19 protein-coding genes are annotated in these 17,427 nt (G+C 73.0%); 6 read left to right on the forward strand and 13 right to left on the reverse strand.

The features are described 5' to 3' along the window. Window positions 1-115 precede the first annotated feature (115 nt). Window positions 116-856, forward strand: a complete 741-nt coding sequence (locus tag COUCH_RS17230) for a hypothetical protein (protein WP_249613106.1) — start codon at window positions 116-118, stop codon at window positions 854-856. A gap of 240 nt (window positions 857-1,096) precedes the next feature. On the opposite strand, the gene COUCH_RS17235 is transcribed toward COUCH_RS17230, so the two are convergent. Both COUCH_RS17235 and COUCH_RS17240 read right to left on the reverse strand, forming a co-directional pair. Then, window positions 1,097-1,771, reverse strand: a complete 675-nt coding sequence (locus COUCH_RS17235; RefSeq protein ID WP_249613107.1) for a response regulator — start codon at window positions 1,769-1,771, stop codon at window positions 1,097-1,099. After that, the gene (locus COUCH_RS17240) at window positions 1,768-2,871 is read right to left on the reverse strand and encodes a sensor histidine kinase (protein ID WP_249613108.1); all 1,104 of its coding nucleotides are present in this window, start codon (window positions 2,869-2,871) and stop codon (window positions 1,768-1,770) included. The genes COUCH_RS17235 and COUCH_RS17240 overlap by 4 nt, the downstream gene beginning before the upstream one ends. A 139-nt stretch (window positions 2,872-3,010) precedes the next feature. Here COUCH_RS17240 and COUCH_RS17245 point away from each other — a divergent pair, with 139 nt between their 5' ends. Both COUCH_RS17245 and COUCH_RS17250 read left to right on the forward strand, forming a co-directional pair. Then, window positions 3,011-3,634 (forward strand): helix-turn-helix transcriptional regulator, encoded by a 624-nt coding sequence (locus COUCH_RS17245; RefSeq protein WP_249613731.1) that lies wholly within the window; start codon window positions 3,011-3,013, stop codon window positions 3,632-3,634. Window positions 3,635-3,735: 101 nt separating this feature from the next. Then, entirely contained in the window at window positions 3,736-4,749 is a 1,014-nt protein-coding gene (locus COUCH_RS17250; protein ID WP_249613109.1) for a LacI family DNA-binding transcriptional regulator, read from the forward strand. A gap of 5 nt (window positions 4,750-4,754) precedes the next feature. Here the strand turns inward: COUCH_RS17250 and COUCH_RS17255 are convergent, their stop codons facing one another. The 5 genes from COUCH_RS17255 to COUCH_RS38905 all read right to left on the reverse strand — a co-directional run bounded on the left by COUCH_RS17255 (window position 4,755) and on the right by COUCH_RS38905 (window position 8,875). Continuing rightward, on the reverse strand, window positions 4,755-5,144 hold the full coding sequence (locus COUCH_RS17255) for a TIGR03618 family F420-dependent PPOX class oxidoreductase (RefSeq protein ID WP_249613110.1): 390 nt from the start codon (window positions 5,142-5,144) through the stop codon (window positions 4,755-4,757). A gap of 14 nt (window positions 5,145-5,158) precedes the next feature. Further along, window positions 5,159-5,791, reverse strand: coding sequence for a TetR/AcrR family transcriptional regulator (locus tag COUCH_RS17260; protein WP_249613111.1), 633 nt, complete (start codon window positions 5,789-5,791; stop codon window positions 5,159-5,161). A 65-nt stretch (window positions 5,792-5,856) separates the two neighbouring features. Next, window positions 5,857-7,206: a serine/threonine-protein kinase gene (locus COUCH_RS17265; protein ID WP_249613112.1), complete on the reverse strand. Its 1,350-nt coding sequence runs from the start codon at window positions 7,204-7,206 to the stop codon at window positions 5,857-5,859. A gap of 10 nt (window positions 7,207-7,216) precedes the next feature. Then, window positions 7,217-8,668 (reverse strand): MFS transporter, encoded by a 1,452-nt coding sequence (locus COUCH_RS17270; protein WP_249613113.1) that lies wholly within the window; start codon window positions 8,666-8,668, stop codon window positions 7,217-7,219. 72 nt (window positions 8,669-8,740) lie between these two features. Then, complete coding sequence (locus COUCH_RS38905; protein ID WP_275980115.1) at window positions 8,741-8,875, reverse strand: hypothetical protein; 135 nt, start codon at window positions 8,873-8,875, stop codon at window positions 8,741-8,743. On the opposite strand from COUCH_RS38905, the gene COUCH_RS17275 reads away from it, so the two are divergent. Both COUCH_RS17275 and COUCH_RS17280 read left to right on the forward strand, forming a co-directional pair. Next, window positions 8,874-9,227, forward strand: a complete 354-nt coding sequence (locus COUCH_RS17275; RefSeq protein ID WP_249613114.1) for a DoxX family protein — start codon at window positions 8,874-8,876, stop codon at window positions 9,225-9,227. The genes COUCH_RS38905 and COUCH_RS17275 overlap by 2 nt on opposite strands. A gap of 132 nt (window positions 9,228-9,359) precedes the next feature. Then, window positions 9,360-10,094, forward strand: coding sequence for a hypothetical protein (locus tag COUCH_RS17280; RefSeq protein WP_249613115.1), 735 nt, complete (start codon window positions 9,360-9,362; stop codon window positions 10,092-10,094). On the opposite strand, the gene COUCH_RS17285 is transcribed toward COUCH_RS17280, so the two are convergent. From COUCH_RS17285 to COUCH_RS17295, 3 genes are read right to left on the reverse strand one after another with little or no spacing between them, the layout of a single operon-like run. Further along, complete coding sequence (locus COUCH_RS17285; RefSeq protein ID WP_249613116.1) at window positions 10,054-10,440, reverse strand: VOC family protein; 387 nt, start codon at window positions 10,438-10,440, stop codon at window positions 10,054-10,056. The two genes, COUCH_RS17280 and COUCH_RS17285, sit on opposite strands and share 41 nt — an antisense overlap. Window positions 10,441-10,488: 48 nt before the next feature. Then, window positions 10,489-11,529, reverse strand: coding sequence for a glycoside hydrolase family 43 protein (locus COUCH_RS17290; protein WP_249613117.1), 1,041 nt, complete (start codon window positions 11,527-11,529; stop codon window positions 10,489-10,491). Between the two features lie 11 nt (window positions 11,530-11,540). Further along, a complete protein-coding gene (locus COUCH_RS17295) occupies window positions 11,541-14,048 on the reverse strand; it encodes an alpha-L-arabinofuranosidase C-terminal domain-containing protein (RefSeq protein ID WP_249613118.1) in 2,508 nt (835 codons plus the stop codon). A gap of 131 nt (window positions 14,049-14,179) precedes the next feature. Here COUCH_RS17295 and COUCH_RS17300 point away from each other — a divergent pair, with 131 nt between their 5' ends. Then, a complete protein-coding gene (locus tag COUCH_RS17300; protein WP_249613119.1) occupies window positions 14,180-15,115 on the forward strand; it encodes a lamin tail domain-containing protein in 936 nt (311 codons plus the stop codon). Window positions 15,116-15,119: 4 nt separating this feature from the next. Here the strand turns inward: COUCH_RS17300 and COUCH_RS17305 are convergent, their stop codons facing one another. From COUCH_RS17305 to COUCH_RS17315, 3 genes are read right to left on the reverse strand one after another with little or no spacing between them, the layout of a single operon-like run. After that, complete coding sequence (locus COUCH_RS17305) at window positions 15,120-16,232, reverse strand: acyltransferase family protein (protein ID WP_249613120.1); 1,113 nt, start codon at window positions 16,230-16,232, stop codon at window positions 15,120-15,122. Further along, window positions 16,229-16,816, reverse strand: coding sequence for a hypothetical protein (locus COUCH_RS17310; protein ID WP_249613121.1), 588 nt, complete (start codon window positions 16,814-16,816; stop codon window positions 16,229-16,231). Before COUCH_RS17310 ends, COUCH_RS17305 begins: the two co-directional genes overlap by 4 nt. Continuing rightward, a complete protein-coding gene (locus COUCH_RS17315; RefSeq protein WP_249613122.1) occupies window positions 16,809-17,321 on the reverse strand; it encodes an RNA polymerase sigma factor in 513 nt (170 codons plus the stop codon). The genes COUCH_RS17310 and COUCH_RS17315 overlap by 8 nt, the downstream gene beginning before the upstream one ends. Window positions 17,322-17,427: the final 106 nt, after the last annotated feature.

Consider the following 17,427-nt stretch of genomic DNA (forward strand, 5'->3'; position numbering starts at 1 on the left):
CACCGGCACGCTGTCGAGCTCCAGCTCTACCCCGCAGGCGCGCGACCACACCCGGGGCGGCCCACGCTAGAGTCTCATCGCTCATGATCAATCCCACGGGGAACGGGGAACTCTCTTGCGCACCACCTCCACGAAGGCCGTCCTGGCCGTCCTTGCCCTGGCGGCCGCCACGCTCGCCGGATGCCAGGACGCCGACAAGGCTCCGGCGGCCGCCGGGCCCGCCGCGTCGTCGGCGTCCACCGGCACCGGCGTCGCCGCGCTCAGCGCCGACGAGATCCTGCAGCGGGCGCAGGCCGCGCTCGCCGGGGCGAAGTCGTACCGGGCCAAGGGCGTGGTCGACCAGGACGGGCAGGCCATCGCCATCGACCTGCAGGTCCGGGGCGAGGACTTCGCCGGATCGCTGGCCCTCGGCGAGGCCCGCGTGAAGCTGCTCGCCCTCGACGGCGAGAAGTACCTGCAGCCCAACGAGCAGTTCTGGATCATGTCGACCGATGCCAAGCAGGGCCCGATCCTGGCCCGCGGCTTCCGCGGCCGGTGGGTGACCGGGGCCGACAAGGACCCGTCGTTCGCCGAGCTGTTCGCCGTCGGGTCCGCCGGGGACTTCCTCAAGCCCACCGGCACGCTGAGCAAGGGCGAGCAGAAGGAGATCGGCGGCGTCGCGGCCATCGCGCTGAAGGACTCCGCCGACCCCGGCTCCGCGCTGTACGTGGCGACGGCGGGGGAGCCGTACCCGCTGCGGATCAGCGGCAAGGACGGCTCCGAGCTCGTCTACAGCGACTTCGGCAAGCCGGTCACCGGCCTCGAGGCGCCGGCGCCGGACCGGGTCGTCGACCTGGGCAAGGTCCAGGCGAAATAGCGGGTCAGCGGGGAACGGTCCCACCATCGTGGGCACCCCGTCGGCGGCCAGAACCGGGTGGAGAAGCGCAGCACGACTTCTCCACCCGGCCCGTTCCGAGCCGGGACAGCGCCCGCCGGTGCGGCGCGGGCAGCGGCGGGTCGAACGTGATGCCGCCGCCGGCCAGAACGCCGACGGGAACCGTCACGACGGGTCCTCGCGCCACCGGGACACCAGGTACGCGCGCAGCACGCGAGCGGGCTACTGACCGCGCGGGCCGGGCACCACCAGGCCGCTCTCGTACGCGACCACCACCGCCTGCGCCCGGCTGCTCAGCCGCAGCTTGGTCATGATGCGCTTGACGTGCGTCTTCACGGTCGCCTCGCTGAGCACCAGCCGTTCGGCGATCTGCGAGTTGCTCAGGCCGTTGCCGACCAGCCGCAGCACCTCCTTCTCCCGCGCGGTCAGGTCGGCCAGCGCCGGTACGGCGAACTCCTTGGCGCGGTGCTGCCGGGCGTACGTCTCGACCAGGCGGTGGGTGATCCGCGGCGCGATGAGGATGTCGCCCGCGGCGACCGCGTGGATCGCCGAGATGATCCGTTCCGGCGGGGTGTCCTTGAGCAGGAAGCCGGAGGCGCCCTCGCCGAGCGCGGTGTAGACGTACTCGTCGAGGTCGAACGTGGTCAGCACGACGACGTGCGGGCGCTGCTCCTCCGGCGCGGCCAGGATGCGGCGGGTGGCGCCGATGCCGTCCAGCACGGGCATGCGGATGTCCATCAGCACCACGTCCGGCCGGGTGTGCGCGGCCAGCGTCACCGCTTCGGCGCCGTCGCACGCCTCGCCGGCCACGTCCAGCCCGGGCGCCGCGCGGAACAGCGCCGCCAGCCCGGCCCGGATCAGCGCCTGATCGTCGGCGATGAGGACCCGTACGCTCATCGCAGCTCGTCCATCGGCAGGCGCAGCAGCACGGTGAAGCCGCCCTCCTCACGGGGCCCGGCGGTGAGCACGCCGCCGAACAGCTCGGCGCGTTCCCGCATGCCGCGGATGCCGTGCGACGCCTCGTGCCCGCCGTACCCGTGGCTCTTGGTGCCGTCGTCGCTCACCTTGACCGTCAGCGTGCGCTCCCCGTAGTCGATCTCCACCCGGGCCGCCGCTGGCCCGGCGTGCTTGAGCACGTTCGTCAGCGATTCCTGGATCATCCGGTACGCGCACAGCTCCGCGCCGGGCGCCAGCTCCCGCACCGCGCCGGTGACGGCGACCGTGACGTCCAGCCCGGCCCCGCGGGTCCGGTTCACGAGCTCGTCGAGCTGGGCCAGCCCGGGCTGCGGCGCGTAGTCCGACTCGTGGTCGACGTGCAGCACGTCCAGCAGCCGGCGCATGTCGTGCAGGGCCTCGCGGCTCGCGGTGCCGACCGTGGCGATCGCGGCCTTCGCGGTGGGCGGGTCGGCGTCCAGGACGTACTCGGCGAGGCCGGCCTGCAGCGAGATCACCGACATGTGGTGGGTGACGATGTCGTGCAGCTCGCGGGCGATGCGGACCCGTTCGTCGCTGACCGCCTGGGCGGCCTCCGCGGCGAGCCGTTGCGCGCGCCGGGCCCAGCGCCGGGTGCTCTCGCCGAGGACCCACGCGCCGATGAGGATCAGCACCACCTGGCCGACCTGCGACAGCAGCCACGGCTCCGAGGTCTTCAGGAAGGCGATGACCGTGACCGCGACCGAGCCGGCGAACACCAGCGCCGCCGATCTGCGCGGGCGCAGCGTCGCGGCGGTGAAGGTGACGACGACCATGCCGACGCCGTTGTTGGGGATGTCGCCGTAGCGCAGGCTGTACGCCGCCAGCGCCGCCAGCACCACCGCCGCGACCGCCATCGGCATCCTCTGGCGCAGGGCGATCGGCGCGGCGCTGAGCACGGCGACGCCGACGGCCGGCCACGACACACCCGCCGTCGCCTGACCGACGAGGGTGGCCACGGTGAGGCCGGTCAGGACGACCGCGAGCAGCACGTCCATGTACAGCGGCTTGAGGGGGACCCGCACGGTGCCACCCTAGTCACGCCGGCGGCACCCCCTCGTCGCTCGGAGGTGGTATCCGCCGCTACCCCCAGCGGGGTAGCCCGATGTCCTTCCTGGGAGGACGACGGGCGTGCACGGGGTCGCTAGCGTCGTGGCCATGACCGTGGGACGCCTCCACGTCGCCGTACGGGCCCACGACCCGCTCAGCCGGGCCGGCCTGGCCGCGCTGCTGCGCGGCGCGGCGCACATCGGCGTGCTCGCGGACGAGCGGCAGGCCCGCCCCCACGTGCTGGTCGTGGCCGCCGCCGCGCTGAACGCCGAGCTCGCCGGGACGCTGAGCCGCGCGGCTCGCGAGTTCGGCGCGCCGGTCGTGCTGATCGCCGACGACCTGTCCGCCGACGACCTGCTGACCGTGGTGCGTTACCGGGTGATGGCGGTCGTGCCGCGCCGGCTCGTCACCGCCGACGTGCTGGTGCGCTGCGTCACCGCGGTGGCCGGCGGGGGCGGCATCATGCCACCCGACCTCGTCGGCGGCCTGCTGCAGCACGTCGAGCGCCTGCAACGGGACCTGCGCGAATCGGCGCCCGCCGCGGCCGGCGGCCTCACCGAGCGGGAGATCGAAATCCTCCGGCTGATGGCCGAGGGGCTGGACACCACGGAGATCGCCCAGGAGCTGTCGTACTCCACCCGTACGGTCAAGAACATCATGTACGGCATCACGCACCGGCTGAACCTGCGCAACCGCCCGCACGCGGTGGCGTACGCCGTCCGCGCCGGCCTGATCTGACCGGCGGTGGTGAGGCCCGCGGCTTCCGGCGGGCGCGCGGCCGGGCCACGGGCGCGCCGGTTGTAGGTTGTGTTCGGCGTGAAAGGAAAGGTGCCGAACCAATGACGACGGAACGCAGCCGGTCCAGCGGGCGGCCGACCCTGGACCAGGTCGCCTCCCTGGCGGGCGTGGGCCGCGGGACGGTGTCGCGGGTCGTGAACGGCTCGGCGCAGGTCAGCCCGCAGGCCAAGGCCGCCGTCGAGGACGCGATCGCGGAGCTGGGCTACGTACCGAACCGGGCCGCGCGCACGCTGGTCACGCAACGCACCGACTCGGTTGCGCTGGTCATCTTCGAGTCGGGGCAGCGGTTCTTCACCGAGCCGTTCTTCGGCCGCATCGTGCAGGCGATCTCCGGCGGGCTGGTCGACCGCGGCCTGCAGATGGTGCTGATGATCGCCCAGGCCCCGCACGAGCGGCAGCGCCTGGAGGGCTATCTGACCCGCCAGCACGTCGACGGCGTGCTGCTGTTGTCGTTGCACGGCTCCGACACGCTGCCGGCCACGCTGGAGGAGCGCGGCGTCGCCACCGTGCGGGCCGGCCGCCCCACCCGCCGGGAGCCGGGCTGCTACGTCGACGCGGACAACCGGGCCGGCGCGCGTGACGCCGTCGCGTACCTGCGTGACCGGGGCCGCCGCCGCATCGCCACCATCACCGGCCCGCTGGACATGGCGGCGGGCATCGCCCGCCTCGACGGCTTCCGCGACGTGGTCGGCGACGGCCCGGTCGCGCACGGCGACTTCAGCGAGGAGAGCGGCGCCGCCGCGATGGCGTGGCTGCTCGAGCGTCACCCGGACCTCGACGCCGTCTTCGCCGCCTCCGACATGATGGCCGCCGGTGCGATGCGGGTGCTGCGCGAGCACGGCCGCCGGGTGCCGCACGACGTGGCGGTCATCGGCTTCGACGACTCGGTGATCGCCCGCCACACCGACCCGCCGCTGACCACGGTGCACCAGCCGATCGAGCAGATGGGCCAGGAGATGGTCCGGCTGCTGCTGGCCAAGATCGACGGTACGGACGACCCGGGCGACACCGAGGTCGTGCTCTCCACCAGCCTGGTGGTGCGCGGCTCCGCCTGACCGGGTCAGGGAGTGTGCAGCTTGTCGACCTTCACGGTGAGGATGACCCGCTGCTGCTCGCCGCCGCCGAAGCCGGGGTAGGGCCGGCCGATGTACTTGCGCGACAGCTCGTCGATGTTCTCCCGGGCGCCCTCGGTGGTGGCGGCCACGACGCGCCCGCGCAGGGCCCACGACCGCGAGGGCGAGGCGGGATCGGCGATGCCGATGGCGATCCGCGGGTCGCGCCGGACGTTGCGGGTCTTCTGGTGGGTGTCCACCGTGTTGATGAGCACGTGTTCGCCGTCGGTGCCGGCCCAGGTCTGGGTGATCTGCGGCGACCCGTCGGGCATGAGCGTGGTGACGAAGCAGATCGCCTTGGTGTGGAGGACGTCGAGCAGGGCGTCGGGCAGAGCCATGATGGGCTGGACCTTCACTTCTTCTGGTCGTTGTAGAGGCGGTCGATGACGGTCTCGTCCGGGGGATCGCCGGACAGGTCGGCGTGGCGCAGGCCGGCCAGCGCGACCGTGAGGGCGCGGCGCCACAGCTGGGGAGCGAAGTCCCGGGAGGCGTCCATGACGCTGCCCACCATCACGTGCGCGGCGGCGAAGTCGGCCGGGGTCGCCCCGGCCGGCAGCTGACCCGCCCGGACCGCCCGGGCGATGAGGCCCGCCACCAGCGGGGTCATCCGCTCGTGCGCCCGCTGCACCAGCTCGGTGGCCTGATGGCGGCTGCGGAGCAGTTCCCCCAGGCCCCGGCTCTGCGCCTCGATCTCGAGCTGCTGCTCGAGGAGCCAGGCGAGCCCGGCCCAGGCGTCGTCGTACCGCGCCGCCTGCCCGGCCAGGTCGATCACCGTGTCGATGTGCTCGCTGAACAGGGCGTCCAGCAGGTCCTGCCGCTGCGGGAAGCGGCGGTACACGGTGCCCATCCCGGTGCCGGCGGCCCGGGCGATGTCCTCGTACGGCACGTCGAGGCCCTTGGCGGCCATCAGCTCGTACGCCGTGCGCAGCAGCAGCTGCCGGTTGCGCTCGGCATCTCGCCGCAGGGGAGGGGCTGTCCGGGTCACATGATCGAGCGTAAAGAAGTGGAAGAGCTATTCCAAATTGAAGTCCTCTTCCGGATGCTGGGGCGTCAGCTGCCGGCGGCGCGGTCCACATCGGCCAGGCGGGCCTCCAGGACGTCCGCCCGGGCCGGCGCGACGCTGCCCTCCTCGGCCCGCGACCGCAGCTTCCGGCGCAGGTCGGCGAGGCGGGCGTCGACGCCGGCCGGCTCGGCGCCGTCCAGGGTGTCCAGCAGGTTGAGCAGGTCCACCGCGACGTCCGCCCGGATCTGGCGCCGGTCCCGGCCGGTCTCCACGGCCGAGCGCATCCGGGCCACCGCGTCGTCGAAGTCCAGCCGGGGCGGGGGCGCCGGGGTGGTCCGCCTGACGACCGGCGGCGGCGCCGGTGGGAGCTCGACGACGACCGTGGACGGTGACGGCGCCGGGCGTGCCGAGGACGCGGCCGGGGACGGCGGCGGGGGAGCGGCCCCCGAGGTTCGCGGGCCGTCTGCCGGGCGCGTGACCAGCACGATCGCTGCGACCGTCGCCACGGCCGCGGCGATGCCGACGGGCACGGCGAGGCGGCGGCGGGCCGCGTGCCGCGGGGGCGGCGGTTCCGCGCCGAGCAGGGCGAGCCGGTCGGCGGCCTCCTCGGCGGTGGGGCGCAGGCCGGGCTCGTCGCCGAGGCAGTCGGCCACCAGCTTGCGGAACCCGGCCGGCAGGTCGGGCGGCAGCTCCGGGCGTCGCGTACGGCGGGCCTGCTCCAGCTCCTCCCACGTGTCCACCGGGTACGGCGGCTGCCCGGCGACCATCTCGTACAGCAGCACGCCGAGCCCGTACACGTCGGTGGCGGGCTCCGCCGGCTTGCCGTCGAGGCGTTCCGGGGCCACGTACGCGGGCGTGCCGAACGTCGCCCCCGTCTCGTCGTCGTCCGGTTCGCCGGTGATCGCGCTGATGCCGAAGTCGAGGATCTTCACGCCGGTGGGGGTGAGCATGACGTTGCCCGGCTTGATGTCGCGGTGCACCACGCCGCTCGCGTGCGCCGCGGCCAGCGCCTCGGCGACGGCGGTGCCGAGGCGGGCGGCCTCGCGCCAGGACAGCGGTGCCCGTTCCACGCGGGCCGCGAGAGTTTCGCCGGTGAGCAGCTCCATCACCACGAACGGCGCCACCGACCGGTCGGGGCGGACCGCGCCGTTGTAGTCGTGCACGACGGCGATCCCCGGGTGCGCCGGGCGGGCCGCCAGCCGGGCCTCCTTCCAGGCCAGGTGCAGCGCCTCGGCGCTGGTGGCGGTGGTGTCGGTGGGCAGCTTCAGCGCGACCGGACGCTCGAGCAGCTCGTCCTCGGCCCGCCAGATGTCGGCCATGCCGCCGGACTCGAGGAGGGCGACCAGGCGATAACGCCGGGCGAGCAGGTCACCCGCGGCCGGCCAGTCATGCGTCACCCCGGAACACTCACCCACGCCCCGCGGGGGTGTCAACCGCAGCGTCCGATCCGGAAATTTCCGGTTCCGGTCCCGGCCGGTCGCCGCGCGGCATCAGCGCCACGGTCACGACCATGACCGCGGCGACGACCAGGAGCCCGATGAAGATGTGGTGCACCGCCGTGGTCAGCCGGGCGGGGTCCGCGCCCCGCGATCCGAGCTGCGCGTTCGCGATCGCGCCGAACACCGCGACCCCCAGCGAGCTGCCCAGCGACCGCAGGAAGATGTTGCTGCCGGTGACCACGCCCCGGTCGGACCAGCCCACGCTGGACTGCGCGGCGACCAGCGTCGGAGGTGCGGTGAGCCCCATTCCGACGCCGATGACCAGGCAGTACGCCCCCACCTCGACCACGGTGGAGTCGCGCCCGAGCAGGAGCAGCAGCGCCGAGCCGGCCAGCACGATCGCGGAGCCGATCAGCGCGCACCCGCGGAAGCCCAGCCGCAGGTACACCCTGCCGGACTGGCTCGCCGCCAGCGGCCACCCGAGCAGCAGCGTGGCCAGGGCGAACCCGGCCACCAGCGGACCGTTGCCGAGCACCACCTGCACGTACGTCGGTACGTACGAGCTGAGCCCCAGCAGGATCGCACCCACCCCGGCCGACGTCAGGCCGCTGGTCAGCAGGAGCCGCCGGCGGAACACCCACAGCGGCAGCACGGGTTCGGCGGCGCGCCGCTCGGCGAAGCCGAAGGCGACGAGCAGGACCGCGCCGGCGCCGAGCACGGCGAGGCTCGCGGGGGAGCTCCAGGCCCAGGCCTGACCGCCCTCGAGGACACCGAGGATGAGCAGCGTCAGCCCGGCCGTCAGCAGGGCCGCCCCCCGGTAGTCGATCACCGGCCGGCCGCGGTCCACCCGCTCGTCGAAGCGGCGGAAGATGGTGGTGGCGGCGGCGAGGCAGATCGGGATGTTGATGAAGAAGATCCAGCGCCACGACACCCACTCGCTGAACACCCCGCCGAGCGTCGGCCCGATCACCGACGAGACACCCCACACGCTGGCGATGTAGCCCTGCACCTTGGCCCGCTCCTGCACCGAGTACAGGTCGCCCACGATCGTGATGGTGGTCGGCATGATCGCGCCGGCGCCGAGCCCCTGCACCATCCGGAACGCGATGAGCACCCACACGTTCCACGCCGCCCCGCAGAAGATCGACGCGACCAGGAACAGCGCGATGCCGCACAGCACGATCGGCTTGCGGCCGTACAGGTCGGACAGCTTGCCGTAGACGGGTACGGACACCGCCTGCGCCAGCAGGTAGATCGAGAACAGCCACGGGAACTGGGCGAACCCGCCGATGTCCGCGACGATCGAGGGCACCGCGGTGGCGATGATCGTCGAGTCGATCGCCACGAGCGCGGTCGCCAGCATCACCGCCGCCAGCACCGGCCCCCGCTCGGACCGCAGCCCCACCTTGTCAACCGCCACGGATGTCACGTAACCACGCCTGCCGTACGTCCGCCCGCCCTGCGGCCCCGGTGTGACCAGCGGCATGGCGTGTCAGGCGGGCACCTCGCGGACCGTGACGACGCCCACCGATGCCGGGACCACCGGCACGGCCTCCTGATCTACGCTGCCTACAGCAAAGGCAGGGAACGGCACCAGCACCCCGACGCCGGCGAAGGGCTCCTCCATGTCAGCCGCACACGTGACCCTCAACCTGCTCGCCGCGCTGTTCACCGCGGTCGCCGCGGTGACGTACCTGATCGGCCACCCGTACCCGCGGGCGCAGATGGAGATGAAGCGGCTCCCGCTCACCTGGATGCCCCGGCTCGGTGCGGTGCTGGCGGCGGGCTCGGCCGGGCTGCTCGCCGGCTTCGCCGTGCCGCTGCTGGGAATCCTCGCCTCCTTCGGGCTGGTGCTGTACTTCGCCGGGGCGTTCGTCGCGCACCTGCGGGTCGGCTCCCGCAAGCTCACCGGCTGGGCGGCGTTCTTCGTCACCATGGTGGCGACGCTCGCCGTGAACGTCGTCCACGGCCTGTCCTGAGGTCCGGCGGGCACCCGGGATCCTCCCGGCCCGCCGGCGGCCGTGTCCACTGTGGGCGGTTCTCGGCCGGTCCGGGCGCCGGGCCGGTGGGCCGCCGCCGATCGACGGCCGCGATGGTGGCACCATGCCCGCATGCGTCCCGGCTCGCCCCAGCCCGACTCGGCGATCTTCGTACCGCCCCGCCGCCGCGCGGCCGACCCCGGCCCCGTCGCCGAGCCGGTCCCGTGGACGGAGCTGAGCTGCGCGGACGTGGTGGTGCCGGCGCTGCGGGACGTGATGTGGCGCTACGTGCGCGGGGTCGCGCACCTTCTGCACCCGGGGGTGCGGGCGCCGGACGAGCCGGTGGGGCTGTCCGCCCTCAACGACGGCCGCGCCCCGGGCGTGAAGGTGGCCATGCTGGCCACGGAGAACGCCGGCGTCTGCCTGATCCTGCGCATCCAACCGCCGGGTGGTCCGGTCACCGCGTCGCGGCGGTGGCGCGACGATCTGGGGCGGGAAGGCGTACGGTCCGGCGCGGTGGTCGTCTCCGGCATCGAGCAGGTCGCCCCGGAGGTGGTGGCCCCGCTGCTGCCCGAGCCGCCGTCGCCGCACGCCCGCCCGTGGGTGGTGCTGGGCACGGACGTCCGGGACCGCACGGGCCGGCTGTCGGTCGATCCCGGCGACGGTCTCCTGCGGCCCGCGATGGAGCTCACGGTGCTGCGGCTGTACGGCACCCGCCCGGCGGGGGAGCGGCCGGCCCGGTGCCCGGGGTGCGAGCGGCCGCGGGTACGCCGGTACACGGCGTTCGACCTGTGCCCCGACTGCGGCTGGGCCCGGCAGCCCGGCGTCACCCCGGCTGCACCGGTGGCGCCCAGCCCGGACGCGTGATCAGGCAGAACGGGTGGCCGGCCGGGTCGGCGTACACGTGGTCGCCGGGCAGCTGCCGGGCACCGAGGGCGAGCACCGCGCGGCCGGCCTCCGCCTGGTCGTCGACCATCACGTCGAGGTGCATCTGCTGCGGCACCGCGGGATCGGGCCACGTGGGCGCGGTCAGGCCGGGCGCGCGCTGGAACGCGAGCCCGGACGTGGTCGTATCGGCGGACACGACCACGAAGTCGTCCTCGGCGTACGTGACGGGATCGCCGAGGACGGCGCTCCAGAACGCCGCCTCGGCCATCGGGTCCGGGCAGTCGACGATGAGGTGGTGCAGCCTGCCGACCGGCGTCTCTGTCATCGTCACAGTCTTGCGGGCCGTCCCCGCCCGGGCCACCCGAACGCCGGCTCAGATCGGGCCGGCGCCGCCCGACGGCACGCCGAACGACGGAGTGCCGTCCGGGTTCCAGGCCAGCTTCTGGACCCGCGTGTGCCGGTTCGGGTCGTAGAGCGGGTCGCCGGTGATGTCGCGGTAATCGCGGGCGTGGTAGACGAGCACGTCGGTCACCCCGTCCGCGCCCACCGTGAACGAGTTGTGGCCGGGGCCGTACTGGCCGGTCTGCTCGTTGCTGATGAACACCGGCTGCGGATTCTTCACCCACGAGGAGGTGCGCAGCAGGTCGGCGTCCGCGTCCGCGGTGAGCAGGCCGATGCAGTAGCGGGCGTCCGTCGCGCTGGCCGAGAAGGTCACGAAGACCCGGCCGTTGCGGATCAGCGCCGCCGGGCCCTCGTTGACCCGGTAGCCCTGGATCTCCCAGCTGCGGGTCGGCGTGGCGATGCGGGTCGGCTTGGTCCGCAGCGTCCAGGGGTTGCTCAGCTCGGCGATGTACAGGCTGGAGTTGACCGCGATCTCCGGCTCGCTCTGCGCCCAGATCAGGTAGCGCCGGCCGCGGTGCGCGAAGGTCGTGGCGTCCAGGGAGAAGCTGTCCCACTCGGTGGCGATCTGGCCGCGCAGCACCCAGCCGGCCGGGTCGCGGGGATCGGCGAGCGCCGACTCGAGGACGTACATGCGGATGCGGAAGACGTCGTCGGCGTCGCCCGCGGCGAAGTAGACGTACCAGCGGCCATCGATGCGGTGCAGTTCCGGGGCCCAGATGTGGCCGCCCATGCGACCGGACGACGGGCGGCGCCAGATGACCGACTCGGCCGCGGTGGACAGGCCGGCGATGGCCGGGGCGCCGCGCACGATGATGCGGTCGTACTCGGGGACCGAGCCGGTGAAGTAGTACGTGCCGGCGACCGGGCGGGTGATGAACGGGTCGGCGCGCTGGGCGATGAGCGGCGGGTTGGGCGAGGCCGCGGCGGCGGGCCGCCCGGCGGCGAGTGCGCCGAGACCGGCGACACCCAGGCCGCCGCGGAGCAGGGCGCGCCGGTTGATGCCGTACGTCATGACGGGTCCTCTCAGCGGGTGCGGATGCGCAGGAAGGTCGCGGAGTTCGCGGGGAAGGTCCGGGTGAACGTGGAGGCGATCCCGCCCACGGTCGTGGTGACGGGCTGGATCGGTTCGGCGCTGCGGGTGTTCTGCTCGCCGGGATCGCCGGTGATGACGGTCATCCGGGCGGCCGGGCGCACCCGCAGCCCGCCGAGGTCGACCCGGGTGACGGCCGGGGTGTCCTGGGCGTTGACGACCTTGACGATCAGCTCGCCGGTGCGGTCGTCGCGGGTGACGACCTGCGCGAACGGCTCGGTCACCTTGTCGTCGGTGAAGCTGCCCCACTCCTTCCCGTCGAGCAGCAGCCGTACGTGTGTGCCGCGCACCTCGATGCGCACGTCGTACGTCTTGCCGGTGACCACCGAGCCGGGCTTGGCGATCACGATCTCCTTGCTGTTGCCCGCGCCCTTCTGGATCGCGTCCTGGGTGTTGTTCCAGCCGCCGATGTTCCACCAGTAGAGCTCGCCGGTCTCCTGCACGCCGAAGGCGACGAGGAAGCCCTCCGCGCCGGCGTTCTTCGTGGCCTTGAGCGTCAGGTCGTAGTCGGTGGCCGTGATGTTCCCGGCCTTCACCAGCGTGTCCTGGGCCGCGGTGTCGGACTGCGTGTAGGCGCCGTTCGTGACCGACCAGGAGCCGCGCGGCTCGACGACCGTCCAGCCGTTGTCGTCGCCGTCGTCGAAGTCGTCGGCGAACAGCGGCGTGCCGTCGGGGGTGGTCACCGTCACGTCGTCGTACGTGGCGGAGGTGGCCCAGGTCGACAGGCCGATCGCGCCGGTGATGGGCTTCGGCTGCACGACGCGGCCGGTGGCGCGGCTGGGCACCACCCGGTCGCCGACGTTGGTCATGAACAGTTTCTGCATCTGGTAGCTGGTGGTGCCCCACGACTCGTCGTTGTCGAACCAGATCAGGTCGGGACGCCACTGCACGTTGTCGATGTTGGCCAGCAGGGGCGCGTACGAGGCCATCTTCACCACGTCGGCGTTGCGTTCGAGGCCGGTCATGTACGCCGCCTCGGCCAGGGAGTTGGACAGCTTCGCGTCCAGCGAGGCGTACTCGCCGAGGAACACCTTCGGCCCGCTGCGGTCGTACGCGTCATAGCGCTTGTTGTTCTGCAGGAACCACGCCGGGCTGTTGTAGTAGTGCTCGTCGACCATGTCGACGCCCGCCGCGCGGTTCCTGGCCCAGAGCCGGTCGAAGGTGGCGCCCTGGTCGTCGGGCCCGGAGTTGCTGATCACGGTGAAGCCGGGGTGGGCGGCCTCGATCGCGGCACGGAACTTCTCGAAGTTGGCGAAGTACTCGTCGGGAAGGTTCTCCTCGTTGCCGACCGCGATGTGGGTCAGCCCGAACGGCCGCGGATGGCCCATCCGGGCGCGCAGCCTGCCCCAGCGCGAGGTGACCGGCCCGTTGGCGAACTCGATCAGGTCGAGCGTGTCCTGGATGTGCCGTTGCAGCAGCGCGGGGTCGTCGGTGGCACGGTTCTGCCCGCAGCCGGTGACGAGGGCGGGCACGACGGGCAGCGGCATCGCCCCGATGTCCTCGGCGAACTGGAGGTACTCGAAGTAGCCGAGCCCGTAGGACTGGTTGTAGCCCCAGAAGTTCGCGTTGGTGGCCCGCGTCTCGACCGGCCCGACGGTGTCCTTCCACTGGTACGCGCGCGCCCGTGGGTAGCCGTGCTCCGCGTCGTACGCCTCCATGCTGCCGGTGTTGACCAGGCAGCCGCCGGGGAAGCGGACGAAGCCGGGATGCAGCGCGGCGATCTTCTCGGCCAGGTCCCGGCGCAGCCCGGTCGCCCGGTGCTTGTACGTGTCCCGCGGGAACAACGACACCATGTCGAGGCGCAGGGTGCCGGTGCCCCCGGCGAATACCGACAGCCGCCCGGTGCCGAGGGTGTGGGTGGCGGTGAGCGGGACGGCGTACCTGCGCCACGTGTCGCCGTGGACGGTGATCGTCCGCGGGCGGGCGCCGGTGAGCGCCACGGTCAGCGGGGTGCCGGCCGGGTTGTCGCTGCGGGCCCAGACGGAGAAGTCGTAGCGGGCCCCGGCCCGGAGCGCGAAGCCGGTGTCGTAGCCGGAGTTCGTCACGCCGTACCGGCCGCCGGCGGGGTTCGCCAGGGTCAGCTTCAGGTAGGTGCGGTTGCGCTCGTTGAGGCGCGCGTCGTCGTTCACCGTGGTCGCGGTGCCGCCGCCGCCCGACTGCGCGGTGGGCGTCCACGCGGTCAGGCCGGTGTACGCACGGTTGTCGACCGGGAGGAACTCGAAGGAGCGGTTGCGGACCAGTTCGGCGTAGAGGCCGCCGTCGGCCGCGGAGTTGATGTCCTCGAAGAAGACGCCGTACAGGGAGCGGGGCAGTGCGGGGCCGGTGGCGCGCGGGTCGACCGTGATCGTGTAGTCCGGGTCGGCCGCCCGGGCGGGTACGCCGGCCGCGGTGATCAGCAGGGCGGCCGCCGCGGCGGTGGCGAGCAGGCGGGAGCGGGACATGGGTCCTCCTGGTGGGCAGGAGTGGTTGTTACCGTTAACAAGCGCCGAGTATTATCGACGCCCGGCGATGCGTCAACAGCGGGGCAACCGCATTCCTCAGGGACGAGGCGCGGCGGCCGATCTCTGACAGCGTGCTGCGCCGACTGCTCTGCCTGGTGGCCGTCCTGTTCCTGGCCGGCGGCTTCGCCGCGCCCGCGCGGGCGGCGACCGGCTCCTGCCTGACCACCGGGGGCGGCCCGGCGTGCCTGGTCTGGACCGGCAAGGTCGTGCGGGTCGGCGACGGCGACACCGTGCTGGTCGACATCGCCGGCGACGGCACCGGCAACCCGCGCTGGATCCGCCTCATCAACGCGCAGGCGATGGAGCTGACCGTCTACTCCGGCATCCCGTCCCGCCGGCGCGGCGAGTGCCATGCCGTCGCGGCCGCCGCCCGCTTCGAGCAGCTCGTCCGCGCCGGTGGCGGCGTCGTCCGGCTCACCGCGCAGAACGCCGCCAGCTCCAGCCGTAACCGGCCGCTGCGCTCCGTCCAGGTGCGCCTGAACGGGTCCTGGCACGACGTCGGGGAGGACCTGCTGCGCCGCGGCCTCGCCCTGTGGCAGCCGTTCAAGGGCGAGTGGGCGTGGAACGCGACGTACCGGGTGGCGCAGCAGCGTGCCGCCCGCGACGGACTCAACCTGTTCGACACCGACACGTGCGGGAGCGGCCCGGCGCAGGCCGCCCGGCTCACGGCCGTCGTCAACTACGACGCCCCGGGTCCCGACGAGCAGAACCTCAACGGCGAATGGGTACGCATCGACAACGGCTCGGGCACCGCGGTCGCCCTGGGCGGCTGGTGGGTCCGCGACTCCGCCCTGCGCCGCTACACCTTCCGGGCCGGTACGGCGGTCCCCGCACACGGCTCGGTCTTCGTCCACGTCGGCAAGGGCACCGACACCGCGACCCACAAGTACTGGGGTCAGACCGCGCCCGTCTTCGACAACCCGACCGGCGACGAGCAGGCCCTCGGCGACGGCGGGTACCTCTTCGACCCGCGCGGCGACCTGCGCGCCTGGATGCAGTACCCCTGACGCCTCAGACCGAGGCACGCTCCCGGACGGGTGCCCGCTGCGGGATCGGCTCCCAGTCGACCTGCGGGGTCCGTACCGCGTTGCGCAGCCTGCGGCCCAGGGGACGTTCCACGTAGCGGTGCACGAGCCAGGCCAGAACCAGCATGACCGCGGTGGTGGCGGCGACGATCGTCCACACCGGAGCGGTGGTGTGCTCGTATGCGGCCCGGATCAGCGTGTGCCCGATCCGGGCGTGCAGCAGGTACAGCGGGTACGTCAGCGCGCCCGCCACCGTCAGCCACCGCCACCTGATCCGGTCCGCCCGGCCCAGCGCGATCAGCAGCAGCACCGCGAAACACAGTGTGATGATCACCAGGCCCGGCCAGGTCGGCACGGTGAACCCCGCGATGACGCCCTGCAGCCGGTCCTCGGCCCGGGACAGGCACACCAGCCAGGACATCCCGGTGATGCCGTAGAGCAGCGGCGTCGGCCCGAAGCGGTGGATCAGATAGAGCGCGATGCCGCCGATGAAGTACGGTGCGTAGTCGCTGACCGTCAGCGCGTTCAGCAGCGGGCTGCCCAGCGACGGCGTGATCACCGCGACGGTCATCCACACGGCGCACAGCAGTACGGCCCGCCGGTACGTCAGCCCGCGGCCCAGCACCAGCGCCATGATCAGGTAGAACTTCAGCTCGACGAACAGGGTCCAGTACACGCCGTCGACCGGGTCGTGTCCGAGCGGCTGCTGCAGCATGCTCAGGTTCACGAGGATCGTCATGAGGCTGGGCCGGCCCTGATCCATCGAGCTGCGCGTGAGCGGGAAGGCGAGCGCCACGGCCCCGGTGAGCAGCACGGCCGCCCAGTACGCCGGATAGAGCCGGCCCACCCGGGAGGCGAAGAACTCGCCCAGCGTCCGCCCCCAGCTGCTCATGCAGATCACGAAGCCGCTGATCAGGAAGAAGAGCTCCACGCCGAGGAAGCCGTAGACGGTCACGTGCACGGTCCGCGGAAGGAAGTACTCGGGGAGCCGGACGCCGTCGATGCGCCACGCCACCGTGTAGTGGTACGCCAGCACGGCCAGGGCGGCGACCAGGCGCAGGCCGTCGAGGGCCGCGAGCCGCGGGCTGGGCCGGCTCACTTCTTCGTCACCTTGAACGCGTACGCGTCGAACTGCCCGCCGCTGCCCATGACGACGCGCAGCGAACCCTCGCGGGCCATGGTGAACTCGTACTCCGCGGCCGTGCCGGCGTCGGTGCAGGCGATCGTGTCCTGCTGGTCGACCTCGTCGTCGAGCAGGATGGTGACCGGCAGCGGCGCCGGTCCGGAGCAGCCCACGCGCAGCAGGTGCCGCCCCTTGCCGACGTCCATGCCGATGTCCTGGGAACCGTCCACCACGCCCTCCTGCTGGGCGCCGGGCACCAGGCCGCGGGCGATGTCGGCCTTGTCCGGCCGGCCCCGCCACGGCATCCCGGACACGTACGGTTCGGCGAACGCCGAGAACGACGCGCTCGGCACGGAGGCCGGCGCCACGCCGTCGCCCCCGCCTCGCTGGCTGATGATGAACGTCCCGCCGGCGGCCATCACGACGGTCGCGAGCGCGGCGGCCCGTACGGTGGCCCGCCGGTGCACGGTGCGGCGGGCGGCTGCCGGTCCGGGCGGCTGGACCCGGGGCAGCGCCCGGCGGCGCATGTCCTCGAAGAGGGGGGCGAGCGGGTCAGGCACGGCGGGCCTCCGGGTGGTCGGACTGGTGCAACTGGACGGCGAGACCCGCACGGCCGCGGTGCAGCCACGACTTCACGGTGCCGATCGCGACGTTCTCCCGTTCGGCGATCTCGGAGACGCTCAGGTCGCCCAGGTAGTGCAGGACCATCGCGCGGCGTTGCGCGGGCGGGAGCGTGGCCAGCGCCTCCACCAGCTCGATCCGGTCGGTGTTCGGGCCCTCCACCCGCGGCTCCTGCGGCCGCTGCCGGCGCAGGAAGGACAGCGCCGTGCGGGACCGGCGCCACCGGCTCACGGCGAGGTTCCACGCCACCCGGCGCACCCATGCGACCGGGTCGTCGTACCGCGACACCGATGACCACTTGCGCAGCGCCCGGCAGAACGCCTCCTGGACGACGTCCTGGGCCTCCTGCCGGTCGCCGAAGTACGCGTACAACTGCACGGTGAGGTCGGCGTACTGCGCGGCGTACACCGCGTCGAAGTCCGCTGGGGTTCCGGCCGCCGGCATGGTCCCTGGTGCTCCCCTCGGAGGGCCCTCCGTGGTGGTGGTCATGGCCACTACACGCGGTACCGACGATCAAGGTTGCAGACAATCTCGTCACGTCGCGCGCAGG

Origin of the sequence: Couchioplanes caeruleus, from assembly GCF_023499255.1 — a bacterium.
Lineage (GTDB): Bacteria > Actinomycetota > Actinomycetes > Mycobacteriales > Micromonosporaceae > Actinoplanes > Actinoplanes caeruleus_A.

Coding starts and splice junctions, on each gene's coding strand:
- COUCH_RS17315 (WP_249613122.1), bottom strand. CDS start 17,321: ATGCCGGCGGCCGGAACCCCAGCGGACTTCGACGCGGTGTACGCCGCG.
- COUCH_RS17255 (WP_249613110.1), bottom strand. CDS start 5,144: ATGGCTCTGCCCGACGCCCTGCTCGACGTCCTCCACACCAAGGCGATC.
- COUCH_RS38905 (WP_275980115.1), bottom strand. CDS start 8,875: ATGGAGGAGCCCTTCGCCGGCGTCGGGGTGCTGGTGCCGTTCCCTGCC.
- COUCH_RS17275 (WP_249613114.1), top strand. CDS start 8,874: ATGTCAGCCGCACACGTGACCCTCAACCTGCTCGCCGCGCTGTTCACC.
- COUCH_RS17290 (WP_249613117.1), bottom strand. CDS start 11,529: ATGACGTACGGCATCAACCGGCGCGCCCTGCTCCGCGGCGGCCTGGGT.
- COUCH_RS17250 (WP_249613109.1), top strand. CDS start 3,736: ATGACGACGGAACGCAGCCGGTCCAGCGGGCGGCCGACCCTGGACCAG.
- COUCH_RS17235 (WP_249613107.1), bottom strand. CDS start 1,771: ATGAGCGTACGGGTCCTCATCGCCGACGATCAGGCGCTGATCCGGGCC.
- COUCH_RS17280 (WP_249613115.1), top strand. CDS start 9,360: ATGCGTCCCGGCTCGCCCCAGCCCGACTCGGCGATCTTCGTACCGCCC.
- COUCH_RS17285 (WP_249613116.1), bottom strand. CDS start 10,440: ATGACAGAGACGCCGGTCGGCAGGCTGCACCACCTCATCGTCGACTGC.
- COUCH_RS17295 (WP_249613118.1), bottom strand. CDS start 14,048: ATGTCCCGCTCCCGCCTGCTCGCCACCGCCGCGGCGGCCGCCCTGCTG.